The following is a 17,706-nucleotide window of genomic DNA, read 5'->3' on the forward strand; positions in this document are numbered from 1 at the left end:
GGGCGCTGGTGCTGGCCGGCGAGGTCGACGCCGCGGCGGTCGAGGCCTTCTGGAGCTGCTACGGGCGGGAGCCGGTGCGGGTCGACCGCGTCGACGCCGGCTCGGTCACCGCGCTGTCGGCGTCGGGCCGGGAGCTGCTCGTCGACCACCTGGAGCACGCCGAGCTCACCGGCCGCGCGGTGGCCCTGCGCCCCTCACCCGTGGTGCGCGCGGCGCTCGAGCGCTGACTCCTCCCCCCGGGGGCGGCGCCCTCGAGGATCCGGTGCGGGTCGGTGGCCGCGGCCAGGGCGGCGAGCCGGTCCCGGACGGCGGGCGGAGGCGTGCGGGCCAGCACGTCCGGCGTCGTCCCCCAGCCGTGCGCGGCGGTGCGTCCGCCCAGGTCACCCCCGAGCGCGGCGGCCAGCTCCTCGGCGCAGGCGCGCGTGGCCGCCCGGTCCTCGGCTCCGGCACCGCCGGACACCCGGACCGCCAGCCGCGCGTCCCGGTGGCAGACCGCGCTCGGCGACTGCGGCACCCACCCCAGCGCGCCGCCGAGCAGCCGCACCTCCACCGTCCGCGGCCGGCTGCCGCCCGCGGCGCGCAGCAGGGCGCCGGTCGCGCCGCCGGACAGGCGGTCCAGCAGCAGCGAGGACTCCACGCCGCCTGCGAGCCCGGGCACGGCCAGGCCGGCCGGTCCGCGGGAGGCGAGGTCGGTCCGGACCGCCGGTGCCGCGGCGCGCAGCCGGTCGAGCAGCGCGCCGCCGTCGTCGGCCTCGCCGGACCAGGCGAAGCGGACGGCCACCTCACCGTCGCCCTGGCGCGGCCGGGTGAGCAGCAGAGAGGTGCCCGCCTGCGGCGGCAGACCGGCCGACCACGTCCGCCAGGCCTCGGTCACCCGCGCGGCGTCGGCCTCGGCCCAGTGCAGCTCACCGCCGTAGCGCGGCCCCGCGGCCAGCAGGTCGAGCTCCACGGCGGTGACCACGCCGAGCGCGGCACCGCCGCCGCGCACGCCCCAGTAGAGGTCGGCGCCGTCGGTCGGCGTCACCCGGCGCAGGACGCCGTCGCCGGTGACCAGCTCCACCGCCCGGACCCGGTCGGCGGCCAGTCCGTAGGTCCGCGCCAGCGGCCCGACCCCGCCGCCGGTGACGGTGTCGGCGACCCGCTCGGCGGCCGAGGCGCCGGTGATCGGGGTCAGCCCGTGCGGCGCGGCCTCGTCGGCCAGCGTCCGCCACCGCACCCCCGCACCGACCCGTGCCCAGCCCGCCGGCGACACGGTCACCTCGGCCAGTCCCCCCGGGTCCACCACCAGGCGCCGGGCCGCGCCGTCGTCGACCCGGCCGGGCCCCCGGACGGTCACGGGGACGCCGTGGCGGCCGGCCAGCCGCAGGGCGGCGACCACGTCGGAGACCTCCGCGACCTGCACCACCGACCCGGCGGTCAGCACGGCCGACGGCGAGAGCCGGGCACCCAGTACGGCGATCAGGTCGGGCGGCAGGACCGCCGGCCGGGGGTCTCCGAGGAGGTCCGGCAGCGGCGACGGGGGGACGGGCAGGGTGGTCACGAGGCGTCTCCAGGGGCGGTGGTCGGTGCACCCGGAGGGTGTCGGTGCGTCCTTGGTGTCCCCTTGGCGACCGCTTGGGCAGCAGGTCACGCGCGTGGGGTGCAGGTCACCGGCAGGTCACGGTGCGCGGCGAGCACCACCACGGAGGCGTTCCGGTTCCTATCCTGCGCCGCGATGACCAGCACCTCGTACCGCGTGCTCGGACCCGTCGAGGTCTGGCGCGACGGCCGGCTCCTCGCTCCGCAGTCCCCTCGTCACCGCGCGGTGCTCGCCGCGCTGCTGATGGACGCCGGGCGCACCGTCCCCGTCGACCTGCTCGTCGACCGCGTGTGGAGCGGCCAGCCGCCCACCGCGGTCTCGGCCACCCTGCAGTCGATCGTGTCCCGGCTGCGCCGGGAGCTCGAGCCCGACGTCAGCGGCGGCCGCTGGACGCTCCTGGTCACCCGGGAGCCCGGCTACCGCCTGGAGGTGGCCGCCGAGGACGTCGACGCCGTGCGCTTCGTCCAGCTGCTGCGCGCCGCCCGCGACCTCGCCGGCCGGGGCGACGCGGAGAACGCCCGAGCCGCGGTCGCCGAGGGACTCGCGCTGTGGCGGGGTCCGGCCTACGCCGACGTCGCGGCCACCTTCGCCGCCGAGGAGTCCGAGCGGCTCGAGCAGCTGCGGCTGGCCGCCCGCGAGCTCGCCGCCGAGCTGGACCTGCGCCTGGGACGGCACGCCGAGATCGTCGACGACGTCCGCGAGCTGCTGCGCTCCGAGCCGCTGCGCGAGGGCCTGCGGGCCTCGCTGATGCTGGCGCTGTACCGCTGCGGGCGGCAGGCCGAGGCGCTCGAGGTCTACGACGAGGGCCGCCGGCTGCTCGCCGACGGGCTGGGCGTCGACCCCGGCCGGCCGCTGCAGTCGCTCTACGAGCAGATCCTCCGGCAGGACCCGGCGCTGGCCGGGCCGGTCGCCGCCCCCGCCGCCCCGGCGCCGGAGCCCGCTCCCCCGGCGCCGCCCGCGGTGCGGGCCCTCGGACCGCTGCCGGTGCCGCTGACCGCCTTCGTCGGCCGCACCGCCGAGCTGGGCCGGCTCGGCGGTGCCCTGTCCGGGCAGCGCCTGGTCACCCTGGTCGGGCCCGGCGGGAGCGGCAAGACGCGGCTGGCACTGGAGGCCGCGCGGCGCCGTCCGGCCGGGGCGCCGCCGGCGGCCCTGGTGGAGCTGGCCGGCGTCGAGGACCCCGAGCTGGTCGCCGCGCAGGTGGCGACCGTCCTCGGCGTGACGCTGGCCGGCGGCGACCCGCTGGGCGCCGTCGCCACGGCCCTGGTGGACCGACCGCTCCTGCTGGTGCTGGACAACTGCGAGCACGTCGTCGACGCCGCCGCGGCGGTCTGCGCCGCGCTCCTGCCCCACTGCCCCGAGCTGCAGGTGCTCGCCACCTCGCGCGAGCCCCTCGGCCTGCCCGGCGAGGCGGTGCTGCCCTGCGGCCCGATGCCGGCCGGCGCCCCGGGCAGCGACGCCGAGCAGCTGTTCCTCGACCGCGCCCGGCTGGCCGCCCCGCACCTGGCCGACCCGTCGGAGGAGGACCTGCGGCACGTGCGCGAGCTGGTCGCGGCCCTCGACGGGCTGCCGCTGGCCGTCGAGCTCGCCGCCGCGTGCCTCACCACGCTGCCGCTGGCCGAGGTGGCCGGCCGGGTCGACGACCGGTTCGCGCTGCTGTCGGGCGGCTGGCGCACCGCGGTGCCCCACCAGCGCACCCTCGCGGCCACCGTGCAGTGGAGCGTCGACCTGCTCTCCCCCGCGGAGCTCGCCGTCTTCCGGGCCGTGGCGGTCCTGCCGGGCACCTTCGGTCCCGACCTGGTCGAGGCGGTGGCCGGTCCGGAGGTCGACGGCGGCGCGCTGGAGCTGCTGCGGGTGCTGGTGGCCAAGTCGCTGGTCGAGCTGGACCACGGCGCCCGGCGCTACCGGATGCTCGAGACGCTGCGGCAGTACGCCGAGCAGGGGCTGGACGAGCCCGCGTCCCGGCGGCTGCGCGACCGGCTGACCGGGTTCGCCGTCGAGCTCACCGGGCGGCTCGAGCCGACGCTGCGCAGCCCGCTGTGGACCGAGAGCGCCCGCCGGCTCGACGCCGAGCAGCCGGCGCTGCGGGCCGCGCTCGCGCACGCGCTGGCCACCGGCCAGGGCGAGAGCGCGCTGCGGATCGGCGGCGCGCTGGGCTGGTACTGGTACCGCCGCGGCCACGTGCAGGAGGGCCGCCGCTGGCTGGCCGCCGCGCTCGACGCCACGCCGGGCGCGCCCGCCGGTGTCCGCAGCGGCGCCCTGCTCGCCGACGCGCTGCTGTCCTACCTGTCCGGCGACGTGCCCTCGCTGTGGGCGCGGACCAGCGAGATCGCCGAGACCGCCGCCGACTCCGACCCGGTGCTGCCCCTCGCGCTGGTCCTGCGCGGCTTCGTGCGGGCGCTGCTCGGCCAGCCCGACCTCGACGGAGAGGTCGCCCGCGACATCGCCCGCGGCCTGGAGCTGGCGCAGGCCTCGGGCATCGAGTGGGTGCAGGTCGAGATCGCCATGACGCTCGGCCAGTTCTCGCGGGCCGCCGGCGACACCGACGGCGCCCTGGAGCACCTCGGCCGCGCCGAGCAGCTCGCCGTGCGGCTCGGGCACTCGTGGGCGCACTCCTCGGTGCTGTGGATCCGGGCGAAGACGCTCACCGACGTCGGCCGGGCACCGGAGGCGCTGGCCGACCTGTGGCCGATGGTCGACCTGACGCACCGCGAGGGCGACGCCACCGGCACCCTCGCCGGCCTGCTGGCCGCCGTCGGCGCCACCACCGCCGCGGGGCGGCCGCGCACCGCAGCGGTGCTGCTCGGCGCGGTACAGGCCAACGCCCGGCAGGTCGGCTACGACCCGCTGCGGATGGACCCGATGGACGGGCAGCGCTACGTCACGGCCACCCGCGAGGCGCTCCCGGAAGTCGAGTACGACACCGCCCTGGCCGAGGGCGCCGTCCTGGACCGGGGCGAGGCCGTGGCGATGGTGGGCCGGCTGGCGGAGGAGGCCCGCACCACCGAGCCGGCGCGCTAGACCGGGCCGGGCGGCTCGCGCAGCCCGGCGTAGAGCCGGGCGAGGTCCGGCAGCTGGAAGTGCGCGTTCAGCCCGCTCGGGTTGGGCAGCACCCAGGTGTCGGCCCCGCCGATCCGGACGGGCTGGCGGCCCCAGCCGGCCCGGGCGGAGCCGACGGCGAGCCGCCACGCGGTGAGGCCCAGGACCGCGAGCACCCGCGGCCGGTTGGCCTCCACCAGCCGTCCCAGCGCCGCCGCACCGTCGCGCAGCTCGCCGGGGGTGAGCTCCGCCGCCGTCCGCGTGGGCCGGTCGACGAGGTTGGTGACCCCCAGCCCGTGGCGCAGCAGCTCGCGGTCCTCCTCCGGCGCGAGCCGGCGCGGCGTGAGCCCGGCCAGGTGCAGCGCGGGCCAGAACCGGTTGCCCGGCCGCGCGAAGTGGTGGCCCCGCGCCGCCGAGAGCAGTGAGGGGTTGATGCCGCAGAACAGGACGTCGAGGCCGGGCGCGACGACGTCGGGCAGCGGCTTGCCCGGACCGGCGTCCGGCACCGGCGGTTCAGTCGTGGTGGTGCACGACGTTGAGGACGGTGCCGTCGGGCGCGCGGACGAAGAACCGGCGCACCCCCCACGGCTCGGTGGTCAGCGGGTGCACGATCTCGTAGCCGGCCTCCTGCGCCTCGGCGTAGGCGGCGTCCACGTCGTCGGTCGTCACGGAGACGGCCGGGAGCTCGGGTGCCGAGGCGTCGCGCGTCACCAGCTGCAGGTGGGCGCCGGTGTCCGGGGAGGTGTAGCGGGCCACCCAGCCCAGGTCGAACTCCTCGGTGCTCAGGCCGAGGAAGCCGGTGTAAAAGCCCTTCGCGGTCTCGAGGTCGGCCACCGGGAGGTCGGCGATGATGCGGGTGACGCGCATGCGGTCCTCCTGTCCGGGCGGGTCCCGAGGATGGTGACCCGCCGGCGGAGGGGCTGTCCACCGGCCCGACGGAACCGCCTGCGAGCATCGGCGTCGTGCGGCGACGGGGGTCAGCGGAGCTCCCCCGCGAGGTCGGCGTCCTCGCCGTGGTGGCCTTCGTGGTCGCGCTCGGCTTCGGGATCGTCGCCCCGGCGCTCCCGCTGTTCGCCCGCTCCTTCGGCATCGGGACGACGGCCGTCGGCCTGGCGGTGAGCGCCTTCGCGTTCTTCCGCTTCGTCTCCGCGTTCGGTGGCGGCGCGCTGGTCGAGCGCCTCGGGGAGCGCGTCGTCCTCGCCACCGGGCTCGCCGTCGTCGCGGGAACGACCGGGCTGGCGGGGCTGGCGACGTCGTTCCCCGTCTTCCTCGCGCTCCGCGCCGCCGGCGGGACCGGCAGCGCGATGTTCACCGTGGCCGCGCTGGCCCTGCTGCTCCGGGTGTCGCCGCCGACGCACCGGGGCCGGGCGGCCGCCACCTACCAGGGCGGCTTCATCCTCGGCGGCATCGCCGGCCCCGCCGCCGGCGGGCTGCTCACCACGCTGTCCCCGCGGCTCCCCTTCTTCCTCTACGCCGGGTCACTGCTGGTGGCCGGAGCCGTTGCGCTGGTGCTGCTGCGGACCGCGCCGGGGACCCCGGACGGCGCGGCACCCGCAGCGGCACCGGACCTCTCCGAGGGGCCGCTCCCGCTGCGGGCGGCACTGCGCTCCCGCGCCTACGTCGCGGCCCTGGTGGCCAACCTCGGCATCGGCTGGGTGCTCTTCGGCGTCCGCAACTCCCTGGTCCCGCTGTACGTGACCGAGGAACTCGGCCGCAGCGCCGCCTGGGCCGGCGCCGGGCTGCTGGCCGGCTCGGCCGCGCAGGCGCTGGGCCTGCTGCGCTCGGGCCGGCTGGCCGACACGTGGGGACGCCGGCCGAGCCTGGTGCTGGGCTCCACGGTCGGCACGGCCGCCCTGGCGGTGCTCGCCCTGCCGCCGACCACCGGGCTCTTCCTGCTCTCGATGGCCACCTACGGGCTCGCCGCCTCGTTGCTGGCGAGCGTGCCGGCGGCCCTGGTCGGCGACGTGAGCCCGGCCCGCGGCGGCCGGGTCGTGGCCGTGTTCCAGATGTCGGCCGACCTCGGGGCGGTGGCCGGTCCCCTGGTCGCCGGCTGGCTCACCGACGTCGCCTCGTACCAGGTGGCCTTCGCGGTCAGCACCGCGGTGGTGGCCGCCGGGCTGGCCGCGGCACTGGCGCTGCCGCGGGACTGACCGGCGGCCCGGCCCGCGCGACCCGGCCGGGGTCGCGCGGGCCGGGGCCTCAGCGCAGGTGCAGCGACTCCATCGCCCGGGCGGCCGTCGGACCAGTCCATCGGGGCCGGGGGCAGGTCGCCGGGTACGACGACGCAGTCACCGTCGGGAACGGCGCTCACCCCGTCCCGGCCGTCACGGGCGTGTCCCAGTCGACGGCGTGGTCGCGCACCCAGGCCCGCGGGTCGCGGCGACGGAGCACGAGCGGCATGACCACGTCACGGACGAGGCGGCCCACCGCCGGCGGCGGCGTCGCGCTGCTGGTGCGGAACGCCTGGGCGACCACCCGTTCGGCCCGCGGCCGGCGCAGGTCCTCGAACACCCGGAGGGCGTCGTGGACCGGCAGGTCGCGCAGGCACCGGGCCAGGACGACGGCGTCCTCCATCGCCAGCGACGACCCCTGCCCGGCGGCCGGCGAGGTCGCGTGCGCGGCGTCCCCGACCAGGACCCTGCGCCCGCGGGACCAGCGCCGGACGGTGGGGACGTCGTACGTCGTCCACCCGCGCAGCGGCCCGGGCGTGGCCTCCACGAGGTCGACGACCGGGGACCGGTCCCCCCGGTGCAGGTCGTAGAGCCGGGCCCGCCACCGCAGGTCCGACGTGCCGGCCACCTCCCCGTCCGGCGGCTCCCGGGTCAGCGGCGGGTTGGCGAACCACCAGGTCCCGCCGGTCGGGGCGGCCAGGTAGCCGGCGAAGCCCCGCCGGCCGAACACCATGGTCAGCCGGCCCACCTCGGCGTCGGCCGGGACGTGCTCGGAGTAGCCCGCGGTGTTCAGCACGGGGACGAAGCGGGGTGGCGGGCAGCCGGGGTCGACCAGGGTCCGCACCGTCGAACGGACGCCGTCGGCTCCGACGAGGAGGTCCGCGGTCTCGGTGCGGCCGTCGGCGAACTCCGCGGTGACGCCGTCGCCGGTGTCGTGCGCCCCGGTCAGGCGGGAGCCGTAGCGGACCTCGATGCCGCGGCGGAGCGCCTCGGCGTGCAGCGCCTCGTACAGCTCCGAGCGGCGCAGCGAGATCCCGGCCGCCCGCCCGCGCGACGGGTCACCGGTGGGGAGGACGCCCAGGACCCTCCCGGTGGAGCTGCGGAACTCGATCACGTGCGTGGGGAACCCCGCGGCGCGGACCACGTCCTCGGCCCCGACCGCCGCCAGGGCGTCGAGTCCGTTGACCTGCACGCCGAGCCACGCGCCGACGTCCCCGGCGGGTGCCGGGTGGTCCTCGTGGACCGTCGCCTCGATCCCCGCGCGCTGCAGCGCCATCGCCGTCACCGGTCCCGCGACCCCGCCACCGACCACGATCGCCCGCCTCATCCCGGCATCCCCCCACAGCCGGCGGCGGGAGCCAACCCCCTGCGCGCGTGTCCTCTGCCAGCATCGTCGGCACGACCGGAGCCCCGGGGAGGCCGTCCGTGACCGATCTGCAGCGCATCGCCCTGCACGACGTCGAGATCCCGCCGGCGCCGGGCGGGTCACCCCGGCTGCGCGGGGTGCTCGGCGTCCCGGAGGGGCCCGGGCCGTGGCCGGGGGTCGTGCTGCTGCACGAGGCCTTCGGCGTGGACGGCGTCATGCGCCGGCAGGTGCAGCGGATCGCCGCCACCGGTCACCTGGCGCTGATGCCGGACCTGTTCACCGACGGGGGCGCCCGGCACGCGCTGGTGCGGACGTTCAAGGCCGTGGCCGCCGGGCGGGGACGACCCTTCGCCGACGTCGAGGCCGCCCGTGCCCACCTGGCCGCGATGCCCGGCTGCGCCGGCCGGCTGGGCGTCCTGGGGTCCAGCGTCGGCGGCGGGCTGGCGCTGCACGTGGCCGCCCGCGGGTTCGACGCGGCCGCGGTGTTCTACGCGCGGCTGCCGGAGGACCCGCACACGGCGCTGCTCGGCGCCTGCCCGGTCGTGGCCGGCTACGGCGGGGCCGACCCGGGGCTGCGCGGTACCGCCGCCGAGCTGACGGCGGTGCTCACCCGGGTCGGCGTCCGGCACGACGTCCGCGAGTACCCCGGCGCCGGGCACGGCTTCCTGCACGACGCCCCGGTCGGCCCGCGGGCGCTGCGCCCGGTGCTGCGCACCGTCCTCCGGATCCGCCCGGACCCCGGCGCCGCGGCCGACACCTGGGCCCGCACCGACGCCTGGTTCGCCGAGCACCTCCGGAGCTGACCGGCGTCCTCCGGCTCAGCCGACGGGTGCGGCGACCGGAGTCTCGGCCGGCGACCGCGGTGCGGGGATCGGCACGGCGGCGGGTGCGGGCCTCCGGACGGGGAAGCCGACGGCGAACAGGTCGGGCACCGTGAAGACGACGCGCTGCGGTTCCTCGGGGCCCGCACCGAGCACGGCACGGACCCGGGCGAGCTCCTCCTCGGCAGCGAGGCCGTCGTCCCAGACCTCGTAGACCATCAGCGCCCGCGGATGGCGGACGTGCCGGCGGGACAGGCAGCTGCGCGGCCGGCCGTCGTCCTCCGGGAGGGAGTCGGCCAGCAGCGCGGACCGCTCCGCGTCGAGGTCGTTCCAGCGCATGTGCAGCACGAGGAGAGACACGGTTCCCCCTGGGGTGTTCCGAAGGTGCAGCCGCGACGCGGGTGCAGCGGCGACCCTAGGAACGGCGGGACGGGCCCGTCTGTACGCACATGTGCGTATGCCGCCCGTGCCGGGACCCCTTGACCGCGCGGCGTCCCGTTGACGTGACACCGCGTCCGCGGCCACTCTCGTCCCGTACGTGAGCTGCACGCACGGCGGACGCGGGACCGGCGCACCCGGGACCTGCGGGGGGATTCGTCGGAGGCCGGCCATGGAGCCAGCGGTCCGGGAGCTCACCGACCTGGTGGTCGGCCTGCTCGACGGGATGGTGGGCCCGCGGCTGCCCGCCGACCCGGTCTTCGCCGTCCTCTGCCCGCGGCTGGAGGCGGCCGCCGCGGCGCTGCAGTACACCGCCTGGCGGACCGGCGCCACCGAGCTCGTCACCACCGGCCTGGGGCCGGGGCAGCTGCACGACCTGGTCGACGCCACCCGGCGCATGCGCGCGGAGCACCCGCTTCTGGCGGCCGCCGCGGCCGGGGACCTGACCCCGGCGACGGCGGAGCGGACCGCCGGCGGGCGTCAGCGCTGGCGCCGCTCCCCGGCCCGTGGCGTGCTGGAGGACGTGTGCGGCTGGGACCAGGTGGTCAGCCTGCCGCTGCGGGGCGGACCGGCCGAGGTGGGCGGGTTCGCCTTCGGCCGGCCCGGCCGGGACTTCACCGCGTCCGACCTGGAGCTGCTGGCGGCCGTGCAGCCGGTGCTGCAGGCGCTGGACCGGCACGTCCGGCTGCTCGCGCGGTGGCAGGACCCGGCGGGGCAGGGCGGGGACCGGGCGCGGGAGGTGGGCCTCACCAGCCGGGAGACGGCGGTGCTGCTGTGCCTGGCCGACGGGCTGACCGCCGGCGCGACCGCCCACCGGCTGGGCTGCTCGGCCCGCACGGTCACCACGCACACCGCGCGGCTGTACCGGAAGCTCGGCGTCCACGACCGGCTGACCGCGGTGCTCGAGGCCCAGCGCCGGGGCATCCTGCCCGGCCCCGGGCGCTGAGCGGCGCTCAGGCGGCGCCGTGGATCCGGCCGGCCAGGCGGTCGACGAACCGGTCCACCGGGCGCGGCTGCTCACCGGGCGCGGGCGGGTCGGCCGGGGTGAGCACCCACAGGACGGCGTAGAGGACCAGGCCGGCGCCGCCGGCGAGGGAGAGGGCGACGACGGCGGCGCGCCACAGCACGGCGTCGACGCCGGTGTAGGTGGCCAGGCCACCGCAGACGCCGCCGAGCATGCGGTCGGTGGAGCTGCGCCGCAGTCGCGCGGGGACGCCGGTGGTGGGCGGGAGGGAGGTCGGTGTGGTCATGGCACGAGGCTCCCGCCGCGGGCCGTCCCGGCGCATCGGGGAAGGCCCGGAACCGCACCCGGACCCGACCCTGGTCCCCGGTCCCCGGTCCCCGGTCCCTGGTCGCCGGCCCCGGTCCCGGCCCCGGCGATGAGTTCCGGCCGGGTCGCGGGTCCGTCCTGGTGTCGCCGGACGACGACGCCCGGCCCGAGATCCCACGGAGGGGACCATGACGACCACGCCGAGGAACCCGGCCACCGCGGCGTCCGGCCGCCCGCCCGTCGTCGACCTGGCCACCTGGCAGGCCGCCCGGGACGAGCTCCTGGTCCGCGAGAAGGCCCACACCCACCAGGGCGACGCGCTCGCCGCGGCCCGCCGCCGGCTGCCCATGGTGGAGGTCGACGGGACGGTCGAGGTCGTCGGACCCGACGGCCCGGTCCCGTTCCCGGACCTGTTCCAGGGCCGCGAGGAGCTCGTCGTCTACCAGCACATGTGGTACGACGGCGCGCCGCACCAGGGGCAGTGCGAGGGCTGCACCAACGCGGCCTGGCACCTGAGGGACGCCGTCTACCTCAACGCCCGCGGTGTCTCGTTCGCCGTCCTGACCACGGGCCGGTGGGACGAGGTGGCCTCCTACGTCGCGTTCATGGGCTACACCCAGCCCTGGTACTCGGTGCGCGACGTGGACCCGCCGGTCGGCGGCGGCATGGGGCACCTCAGCTGCTTCCTGCGCGACGGCGACCGCACCTTCCTCACCTACTCCACGACCGGCCGCGGCAACGAGCCGGCCAATGGGTCCTTCGGCCTGCTCGACATGACGCCCCGCGGCCGCGGCGAGGCGTGGGAGGACGTGCCCGAGGGCTGGCCCGAGGGCCGCCACGCGTGCTGGTACTGGCGCTCGGACGCGGACGGGAACGCCACCTGGGGCCCGACGAGCCGCCCCGTGCCGCAGTGGACCCGCCCCGGCGCGACCCCCGTGGAGACCCTCGGCCGGCACGGCCACCCCTCCTGACGACCGCTCAGCCCGCGGCGACCCGGGGGGCGACCTCGGTGCCCAGCAGCTCGATGCCGCGCAGCAGGTCCTCGTGGGCCAGTCGCGGGTTGGTCATCTGGATCGACACCCGGTCCACGCCGCCGAGCTGCGCGGAGATCCGCTGCAGCTTGTCGGCCACGGTGTCGGGGTCACCCATGAAGAAGGCGCCGTCGGGGCCGCTGGTGGCGTCGAACTGGGCGCGGGTCGGCGCACGGAAGCCCCGCTCCCGGGAGACCGCCGTGAACATCTCGTGCCAGCCCGGGTAGATGGTGTCCGCCGCCGCCTGGGTGCTGTCGGCCACGTAGCCGAACACGTGCAGCCCCACCTGCAGCCGCTCGGGCGCGTGCCCTGCCTGCGCACCGGCCTGCCGGTAGAGGTCGACCAGCGGGGCGAACTGCCGGGGCTCGCCGCCGATGATCGCGACCATGAGCGGCAGGCCCAGGAGCCCGGCCCGGACGAACGAGGTCGGGGTGCCGCCCACGCCCACCCAGATCGGCAGCGGGTCCTGCAGCGGCCGCGGGTACACGCCCTGGCCGGTGAGCGCCGGGCGGTGCCGGCCCGACCATGTGACGTGCTCGGACCCGCGGATGCGCAGCAGCAGGTCGAGCTTCTCGTCGAAGAGCTCGTCGTAGTCGGCCAGCGACAGGCCGAACAGCGGGAAGGCCTCGGTGAAGGAGCCGCGGCCCACGACGAGGTCGATGCGCCCGCGGCTGATGAGGTCGAGCGTGGCGAACTGCTGGAACACCCGCACCGGGTCGGCCGCCGACAGCACCGCGACCGCGCTGCCCAGGCGGATCCGCTCGGTGCGCGCGGCGGCCGCCGCCAGGATCACCGGGGGCGCGGAGTCGTAGTACTCGGGCCGGTGGTGCTCGCCGATGCCGAAGGAGTACAGGCCGACCCGGTCGGCGAGCTCGATCTCCTCGAGCAGGTGGGCCATCCGCTCCTCGGGACCGACCCGGCGGCCGGTCCGCGGATCGGTCACCGCCGCCACGAAGCTGTCCACGCCGAGGTGCACGGCGGTCCTCCTCCCGGGGCCCGGGCCCCCGTCCTCGAGCACTCCGTCGAGCAACTGTCGTCAAACGCTCAACGACCAGTGAACCAGGTCCGGAGACGACGGCGCCCCTCCGGTCGGGGACCGGAGGGGCGCAGTCCTGCTGCACGGCCCTCTGCGGGATCCCACCGCGAGCTCGCGAGCGGTGGGGGCAGAGGGGTCCTCACGCTAGGCGGCCCGGTCCCGCTCCCGGGACGCGGCGCGCAGGCCGGCGAGGTACCAGGCGGTGCAGTCGGGGCAGTTGGCGATCCAGACGTGGCGGGGGTGGCGGTGACAGGCGGCCGTGGCCGTGGGGCTGGTCCTGGGGCTGGTCATGGTGCAGGTACTCCCTGCCGCCGTGCGACGGCGGCTCGTGACTCGTGTGACGTCTGGTGCAACACCGGCAGGGGGGTCACCCATCCGGGGTGTGCGTGAGGACACCGTGCACCGTTCGCACCAGCGCGTTCGGCGGAACGTGACGATCACGGGGACCGGCTTTGGCGTCCGTGGTGTGCGATCGGCACGCCCGGACTGCCGATCCTGGGCGCATGTCCGCTCGACTCGTCGTGGCCGGCACCGCCGCCGGTGCGCAGCCGTGGTCCCGGGAGACGTCCGCCCAGGAGCAGTCCCCCGATCAGCCGTGGTGGCGCTCGGCCGTCGTCTACCAGGTCTACCTGCGCTCCTTCGCCGACGGCAACGGTGACGGCATCGGCGACCTCGCGGGCCTGCGCGCCCGCCTGCCGTACCTGTCCTGGCTCGGCGTCGACGCGCTGTGGATCAACCCGCACTACCCCTCGGGCGGCGCGGACGGCGGCTACGACGTCATCGACTACCGGGCGGTCGACCCCGAGTACGGCGACGTGTCCGACGTCGAGGCGCTGGTGGCCGACGCCCGCCGGCTGGGCCTGCGCGTCGTGCTCGACGTCGTCCCGAACCACACCTCCGACCGGCACCCCTGGTTCCAGGCGGCGCTGGCCGACCCCGACGCCCCCGAGGCCTCGCGGTACCACTTCGCCCCGCCGTCGGAGCAGCCGCCCAACAACTGGCGCTCGCTGTTCGGCGGGCCGGCCTGGTCGCGCACCCCCGACGGCCGCTGGTACCTGCACCTGTTCGCCCCCGAGCAGCCCGACCTCAACTGGCGCGACCCGGTCGTGGCCGAGGACTTCGAGCGGACCCTGCGCTTCTGGCTCGACCGCGGCGTGAGCGGCTTCCGCGTCGACGTCGCCTACGGCCTGCACAAGGACGCCGCCCTGCGCGACAACCCGGGCGAGTACTCCCCCACCCTCTTCGGCCACGGCCCGGAGCAGGCCATGACCTGGAACCAGCCCGAGGTCCACGACGTGTGGCGGCGCTGGCGCGCGGTGTGCGACGAGTACCCCGGCACGATGCTGGTCGGCGAGGTCTGCCTGGCCGACCTCGACGAGGTGGCCCTGTACTCGCGGCCCGACGAGCTGCACCAGTCGCTGTCGTTCCGGCTGCTGAAGTCGGCGTGGGAGACGTCGGCCTTCGCCGAGGCGATCGGCAGCGCGCTGGCGGCCTTCGGCCGCGTCGGCGCGCCGGTGTCCTGGGTGCTCGGCAACCACGACAAGGACCGCATGGTCACCCGCTTCGGCGGTGGCCTGACCGGCCTGGCCCGCGCCCGCGCGGCGGCGATGCTGCTGCTCGCGCTGCCCGGCTCGGCCTACGTCTACGCCGGCGACGAGCTCGGCCTGCCCCAGGCGCACGTCCCCGACGAGGCCAAGCAGGACCCGATCTTCCACCGCAGCGGTGGCGAGCGCGCCGGCCGCGACGGCTGCCGCGTCCCGATGCCGTGGAACGCCACGGCCGGCGTCGGCTTCTCCCCCGCCCGCTCGGCGCGGCCCTGGCTGCCGGTGCCCGCGGAGTGGAAGCGGCACGCCGTGTCCCGCCAGACCCGCGACTCCGGCTCCGTGCTGCACCTCTACCGGACGGCGCTGGGCGTCCGTGCCGAGCACCCGGCGCTGGGCAGCGGCGAGGCCACCGTGAGCACCCGCGGCGACGTCCTCACCGTGCGCTGCACCGGCGGCGGCCGGACGGTGCGCTGCGTGGTCAACATGGGCACCGGCACCGCGCTGGTCCGCTCGCGCGGCCGGGTGCTGCTCGAGTCCGGCCCCGGCGTGCACAGCTCGGCCCGCTCGGTCGCGCTGCCGCCCGACACCGCCGTCTGGATCGCCGAGGACTGAGGACCTCCTGCCCCCACCCCTCGCACGCTCGCGGCGGGACCCTGCAGGAGGGCCAGGATGCACGAGTGCCCCCGAAGCGCTGCCCCTGCGGCACCGGCCTGACCTACGCCGAGTGCTGCGGGCGGCTGCACGACGGGACGGCGACCGCCGCCACCGCCGAGCAGCTCATGCGCTCGCGGTACAGCGCCTTCGCCGTCGGCGACGCCGGCTACCTGCAGGAGACCTGGGACCCGGCCACCCGGCCGCGGTCGCTGGACCTCGACCCCGCGGTGCGCTGGACCGGCCTGGAGGTGGGAGCGACCACCGGCGGCGGGCTCTTCGACGCCGAGGGCACGGTCACCTTCCGCGCGCACTCCCGCGCGGGCGGGCAGGAGCACGTGCAGGCCGAGCACAGCCGGTTCCGCCGGGTGGACGGCCGCTGGGTGTACGTCGACGGCGTCCCGTCCTGAGGCGCGTCAGCGCCAGCGGTACTCCAGTTCCGGCCGGCCGGTGCCGCCGTAGCGCGGCGCCCGGTCGACCAGCCCGGTCTCGGCGAGGTACTCGAGGTAGCGGCGGGCGGTGATCCGCGAGGCGCCGATGACCTCGGCGGTCTCGGCGGCCGAGAGCCCCGGCGTACGCCGCACCGCGGCGACGACGGCGTCGAGGGTCTCCCGGCCCATGCCCTTGGGCAGCGGCGCGGACCGGGCGGGGCGGACGGTCCCGAGCACACGGTCGATCTCGGCCTGCCCGGCGGCCTCGCCGCCGGCCCTCAGGCGCGTCCGGTACTCGGTGTAGGCCACCAGCCGGTCGCGCAGCGCCGGGTAGGTGAACGGCTTGAGCAGATAGCCCACGACGCCGTGCACCGCGGCTGCCCGCACCGTGGCCAGCTCCCGCGCCGAGGTGACGGCGAGGACGTCGACGTCCGCGCCCGCGGCCCGGATCCGCCGGCACAGCTCCAGGCCCGAGGCGTCGGGCAGGTGGAGGTCGAGCAGCACGAGGTCGACCGGCGTCCGGGCCAGCGCGTCCAGCGCCGCCGCGCGGGTACCGGCGACGGCCACGGCGGTGAACCCGTCGGTGCGGTCGACGTAGGCCCGGTGGGCCTCGGCGGCCACCGGCTCGTCCTCCACCACGAGCACGCGGATCACGGGGCGACGCCGACCCGGGTCGCCAGCGGCAGCGAGACGGTGAACTCCGCGCCGGGACCCGGGCGCACCGACACCTCGCCCCCGTGCCGGCGGACGACCTGCGCCACGAGGGCCAGCCCCAGGCCGCGGCCCGCCTCGTCCTCGGCCGTCTTGGTCGACCACCCGCGCCGGAACACCAACTGCACGTCCTCCTCCGCGACGCCGGGGCCGCTGTCCTCCACGCGGATCTCCAGCCGGTCGGCGTCGACGGTCAGGCCGACCTGCACCTCGCGCGGCGGGTCGCCGGTCAGCGCGGCGTCGATGGCGTTGTCGAGGAGGTTGCCGAGCACGGTGACCAGGTCGCCGCCGGGGATGCCCGTGAGGCCGACCGCGCTGCCCGGGTCGATCTCCAGCAGCACCCCGCGCTCGGCGGCCGTGGCGGCCTTCCCGAGGAGCAGCGCGGCCAGCACCGGCTCCTCGACCGCGCCCACCACCCGGTCGGTGAGCTCCTGCGCGGCGGCCAGGGAGTGGGTGGCGAACTCGACCGCCTCCTGGCTGCGGCCCAGCTCGATCAGCGAGACGGTGGTGTGCAGCCGGTTGGCCGCCTCGTGCGCCTGGGCGCGCAGCGACTCGGCGAAGGCGCGCACGCTGTCGCGCTCGCCGGTGAGCGCCTGCAGCTCGGTGGAGTCGCGCAGGGTGACCACCGAGCCCGCGGACCGGCCGGCCGAGCGCGTGGGCGAGCGGCTGACCAGCAGCACCCGGCTGTCGGTCAGGTGCAGCTCGTCGACCCCGCGCTCGGGGCTGCCCAGCGCCGCGGCGAGCTCGGCGGGCAGGCCCAGCCCGTCGACCGGGCGGCCGACGGGGTCACCGTCGAGCCCGAGCAGCCGGCGGGCCTCGTCGTTGGCCAGCCGGACCCGCCCGTCGCCGTCGACGAGCAGCAGGCCCTCGCGGACGGCGTGCAGCACGGCCTCGTGGTGGTCGAGCATCCGCGCCATCGTCGCCGCGTCCAGGCCGCCGGTCTGGCGGCGCAACCGGCGGCTGACCGCCCAGCTGCCCAGGCCGCCGACGGCCAGGGTCACCGCCGCAGTGCCGAGGATCCCCGGGACGGCAGCCGCCAGGTCCGCGCCCACGATGTCGACGGTGAGCCCGGCCGACACCAGGGCCACCACCTCGTCGCCGGCCCCGAGGACCGGACCGGTGGCGCGGACCGAGGGCCCGAGCGTGCCGGTGTAGGTCTCCGTCGTGGTGCGTCCGGCCAGAGCCTGCGTGATCGTCCCGCGGAACGGCCGGCCGATCTGCTCCGGGTCGGGGTGGGTGTAGCGGGTCCGGTCCGGCGCCATCACGGTGATGAACGACAGGCCGGTGTCGGCGCGCACCTGCTCGACGAAGGGCTGCAGGACGGCGGTCGGGTCGCTGCCGGTGACGGCGTCCACGACCAGCGGGGAGTCGGCCAGGCTCTCGACGACGGCGGTGGTGCGCTGCTCGGCGGCGCGCTGCACGGCCGCCCGCGCGTCCCGCCAGGCGACCACCGAGGCCGTGGTCACGACGGCGAGCAGCACGAGGGCCTGCAACCACAGCAGCTGCCGGGCGAGGCTGGCGCCCCCGGAGCGACGTAGCGGGAGCAGGACACGCGACACGCCAGCAGTCTCCGCTCTCCGGGCCGGGAGACGCCGGTCACGTACGCAATGAACACATGCGT

At 77.3% G+C, this 17,706-nt stretch carries 17 protein-coding genes; 7 read left to right on the plus strand and 10 right to left on the minus strand.

The genetic code is table 11. The features are described from left to right. Positions 1–58 precede the first annotated feature (58 nt). Positions 59–1,540: an FAD-binding oxidoreductase gene (locus BM414_RS05595; protein ID WP_139245719.1), complete on the minus strand. Its 1,482-nt coding sequence runs from the start codon at positions 1,538–1,540 to the stop codon at positions 59–61. Between the two features lie 174 nt (positions 1,541–1,714). Between BM414_RS05595 and BM414_RS05600 the strand changes: the two genes are divergently transcribed. Further along, positions 1,715–4,597, plus strand: a complete 2,883-nt coding sequence (locus BM414_RS05600; RefSeq protein WP_139245720.1) for an AfsR/SARP family transcriptional regulator — start codon at positions 1,715–1,717, stop codon at positions 4,595–4,597. Here BM414_RS05600 and mug read toward each other — a convergent pair. Together mug and BM414_RS05610 are read right to left on the minus strand one after the other, a co-directional pair. Then, a complete protein-coding gene (gene mug, locus BM414_RS05605) occupies positions 4,594–5,121 on the minus strand; it encodes a G/U mismatch-specific DNA glycosylase (protein ID WP_093578463.1) in 528 nt (175 codons plus the stop codon). The two genes, BM414_RS05600 and mug, sit on opposite strands and share 4 nt — an antisense overlap. A gap of 7 nt (positions 5,122–5,128) precedes the next feature. Next, positions 5,129–5,482, minus strand: coding sequence for a VOC family protein (locus BM414_RS05610; protein ID WP_093578464.1), 354 nt, complete (start codon positions 5,480–5,482; stop codon positions 5,129–5,131). A gap of 95 nt (positions 5,483–5,577) precedes the next feature. Here BM414_RS05610 and BM414_RS05615 point away from each other — a divergent pair, with 95 nt between their 5' ends. Continuing rightward, on the plus strand, positions 5,578–6,765 hold the full coding sequence (locus BM414_RS05615; RefSeq protein WP_093578465.1) for an MFS transporter: 1,188 nt from the start codon (positions 5,578–5,580) through the stop codon (positions 6,763–6,765). Positions 6,766–6,922: 157 nt separating this feature from the next. Here BM414_RS05615 and BM414_RS05620 read toward each other — a convergent pair whose 3' ends face one another. Next, positions 6,923–8,113 carry an FAD-dependent oxidoreductase gene (locus BM414_RS05620; RefSeq protein ID WP_093578466.1) on the minus strand — a complete coding sequence of 397 codons (1,191 nt, stop codon included), beginning with the start codon at positions 8,111–8,113 and terminating at the stop codon, positions 6,923–6,925. Between the two features lie 98 nt (positions 8,114–8,211). Here BM414_RS05620 and BM414_RS05625 point away from each other — a divergent pair, with 98 nt between their 5' ends. Further along, positions 8,212–8,955, plus strand: coding sequence for a dienelactone hydrolase family protein (locus tag BM414_RS05625; protein ID WP_217644559.1), 744 nt, complete (start codon positions 8,212–8,214; stop codon positions 8,953–8,955). Positions 8,956–8,970: 15 nt separating this feature from the next. Here BM414_RS05625 and BM414_RS05630 read toward each other — a convergent pair whose 3' ends face one another. Continuing rightward, positions 8,971–9,333 carry a hypothetical protein gene (locus BM414_RS05630; RefSeq protein ID WP_139245721.1) on the minus strand — a complete coding sequence of 121 codons (363 nt, stop codon included), beginning with the start codon at positions 9,331–9,333 and terminating at the stop codon, positions 8,971–8,973. A gap of 250 nt (positions 9,334–9,583) precedes the next feature. Here BM414_RS05630 and BM414_RS05635 point away from each other — a divergent pair, with 250 nt between their 5' ends. Further along, the gene (locus BM414_RS05635) at positions 9,584–10,357 is read left to right on the plus strand and encodes a response regulator transcription factor (protein WP_093578468.1); all 774 of its coding nucleotides are present in this window, start codon (positions 9,584–9,586) and stop codon (positions 10,355–10,357) included. A 7-nt stretch (positions 10,358–10,364) separates the two neighbouring features. Here BM414_RS05635 and BM414_RS05640 read toward each other — a convergent pair whose 3' ends face one another. After that, a complete protein-coding gene (locus tag BM414_RS05640) occupies positions 10,365–10,661 on the minus strand; it encodes a PspC domain-containing protein (protein WP_093578469.1) in 297 nt (98 codons plus the stop codon). A 208-nt stretch (positions 10,662–10,869) separates the two neighbouring features. Between BM414_RS05640 and BM414_RS05645 the strand changes: the two genes are divergently transcribed. Next, positions 10,870–11,652: a DUF899 family protein gene (locus BM414_RS05645; RefSeq protein WP_093578470.1), complete on the plus strand. Its 783-nt coding sequence runs from the start codon at positions 10,870–10,872 to the stop codon at positions 11,650–11,652. Between the two features lie 7 nt (positions 11,653–11,659). On the opposite strand, the gene BM414_RS05650 is transcribed toward BM414_RS05645, so the two are convergent. Then, positions 11,660–12,688 (minus strand): Atu2307/SP_0267 family LLM class monooxygenase, encoded by a 1,029-nt coding sequence (locus BM414_RS05650; protein WP_093578471.1) that lies wholly within the window; start codon positions 12,686–12,688, stop codon positions 11,660–11,662. Positions 12,689–12,892: 204 nt separating this feature from the next. After that, positions 12,893–13,039 (minus strand): hypothetical protein, encoded by a 147-nt coding sequence (locus tag BM414_RS29125; RefSeq protein WP_175551434.1) that lies wholly within the window; start codon positions 13,037–13,039, stop codon positions 12,893–12,895. Between the two features lie 212 nt (positions 13,040–13,251). On the opposite strand from BM414_RS29125, the gene BM414_RS05655 reads away from it, so the two are divergent. After that, on the plus strand, positions 13,252–14,904 hold the full coding sequence (locus BM414_RS05655) for a glycoside hydrolase family 13 protein (RefSeq protein ID WP_093578472.1): 1,653 nt from the start codon (positions 13,252–13,254) through the stop codon (positions 14,902–14,904). 65 nt (positions 14,905–14,969) lie between these two features. Beyond that, a complete protein-coding gene (locus BM414_RS05660; protein ID WP_093578473.1) occupies positions 14,970–15,353 on the plus strand; it encodes a YchJ family protein in 384 nt (127 codons plus the stop codon). A gap of 6 nt (positions 15,354–15,359) precedes the next feature. Here BM414_RS05660 and BM414_RS05665 read toward each other — a convergent pair whose 3' ends face one another. After that, positions 15,360–16,028 carry a response regulator gene (locus BM414_RS05665; protein WP_093578474.1) on the minus strand — a complete coding sequence of 223 codons (669 nt, stop codon included), beginning with the start codon at positions 16,026–16,028 and terminating at the stop codon, positions 15,360–15,362. After that, positions 16,025–17,644 carry a sensor histidine kinase gene (locus tag BM414_RS05670; protein WP_093578475.1) on the minus strand — a complete coding sequence of 540 codons (1,620 nt, stop codon included), beginning with the start codon at positions 17,642–17,644 and terminating at the stop codon, positions 16,025–16,027. The genes BM414_RS05665 and BM414_RS05670 overlap by 4 nt, the downstream gene beginning before the upstream one ends. Between the last annotated feature and the right edge of the window lie 62 nt (positions 17,645–17,706).

This window comes from Geodermatophilus amargosae, assembly GCF_900116515.1.
GTDB classification, from domain to species: domain Bacteria; phylum Actinomycetota; class Actinomycetes; order Mycobacteriales; family Geodermatophilaceae; genus Geodermatophilus; species Geodermatophilus amargosae.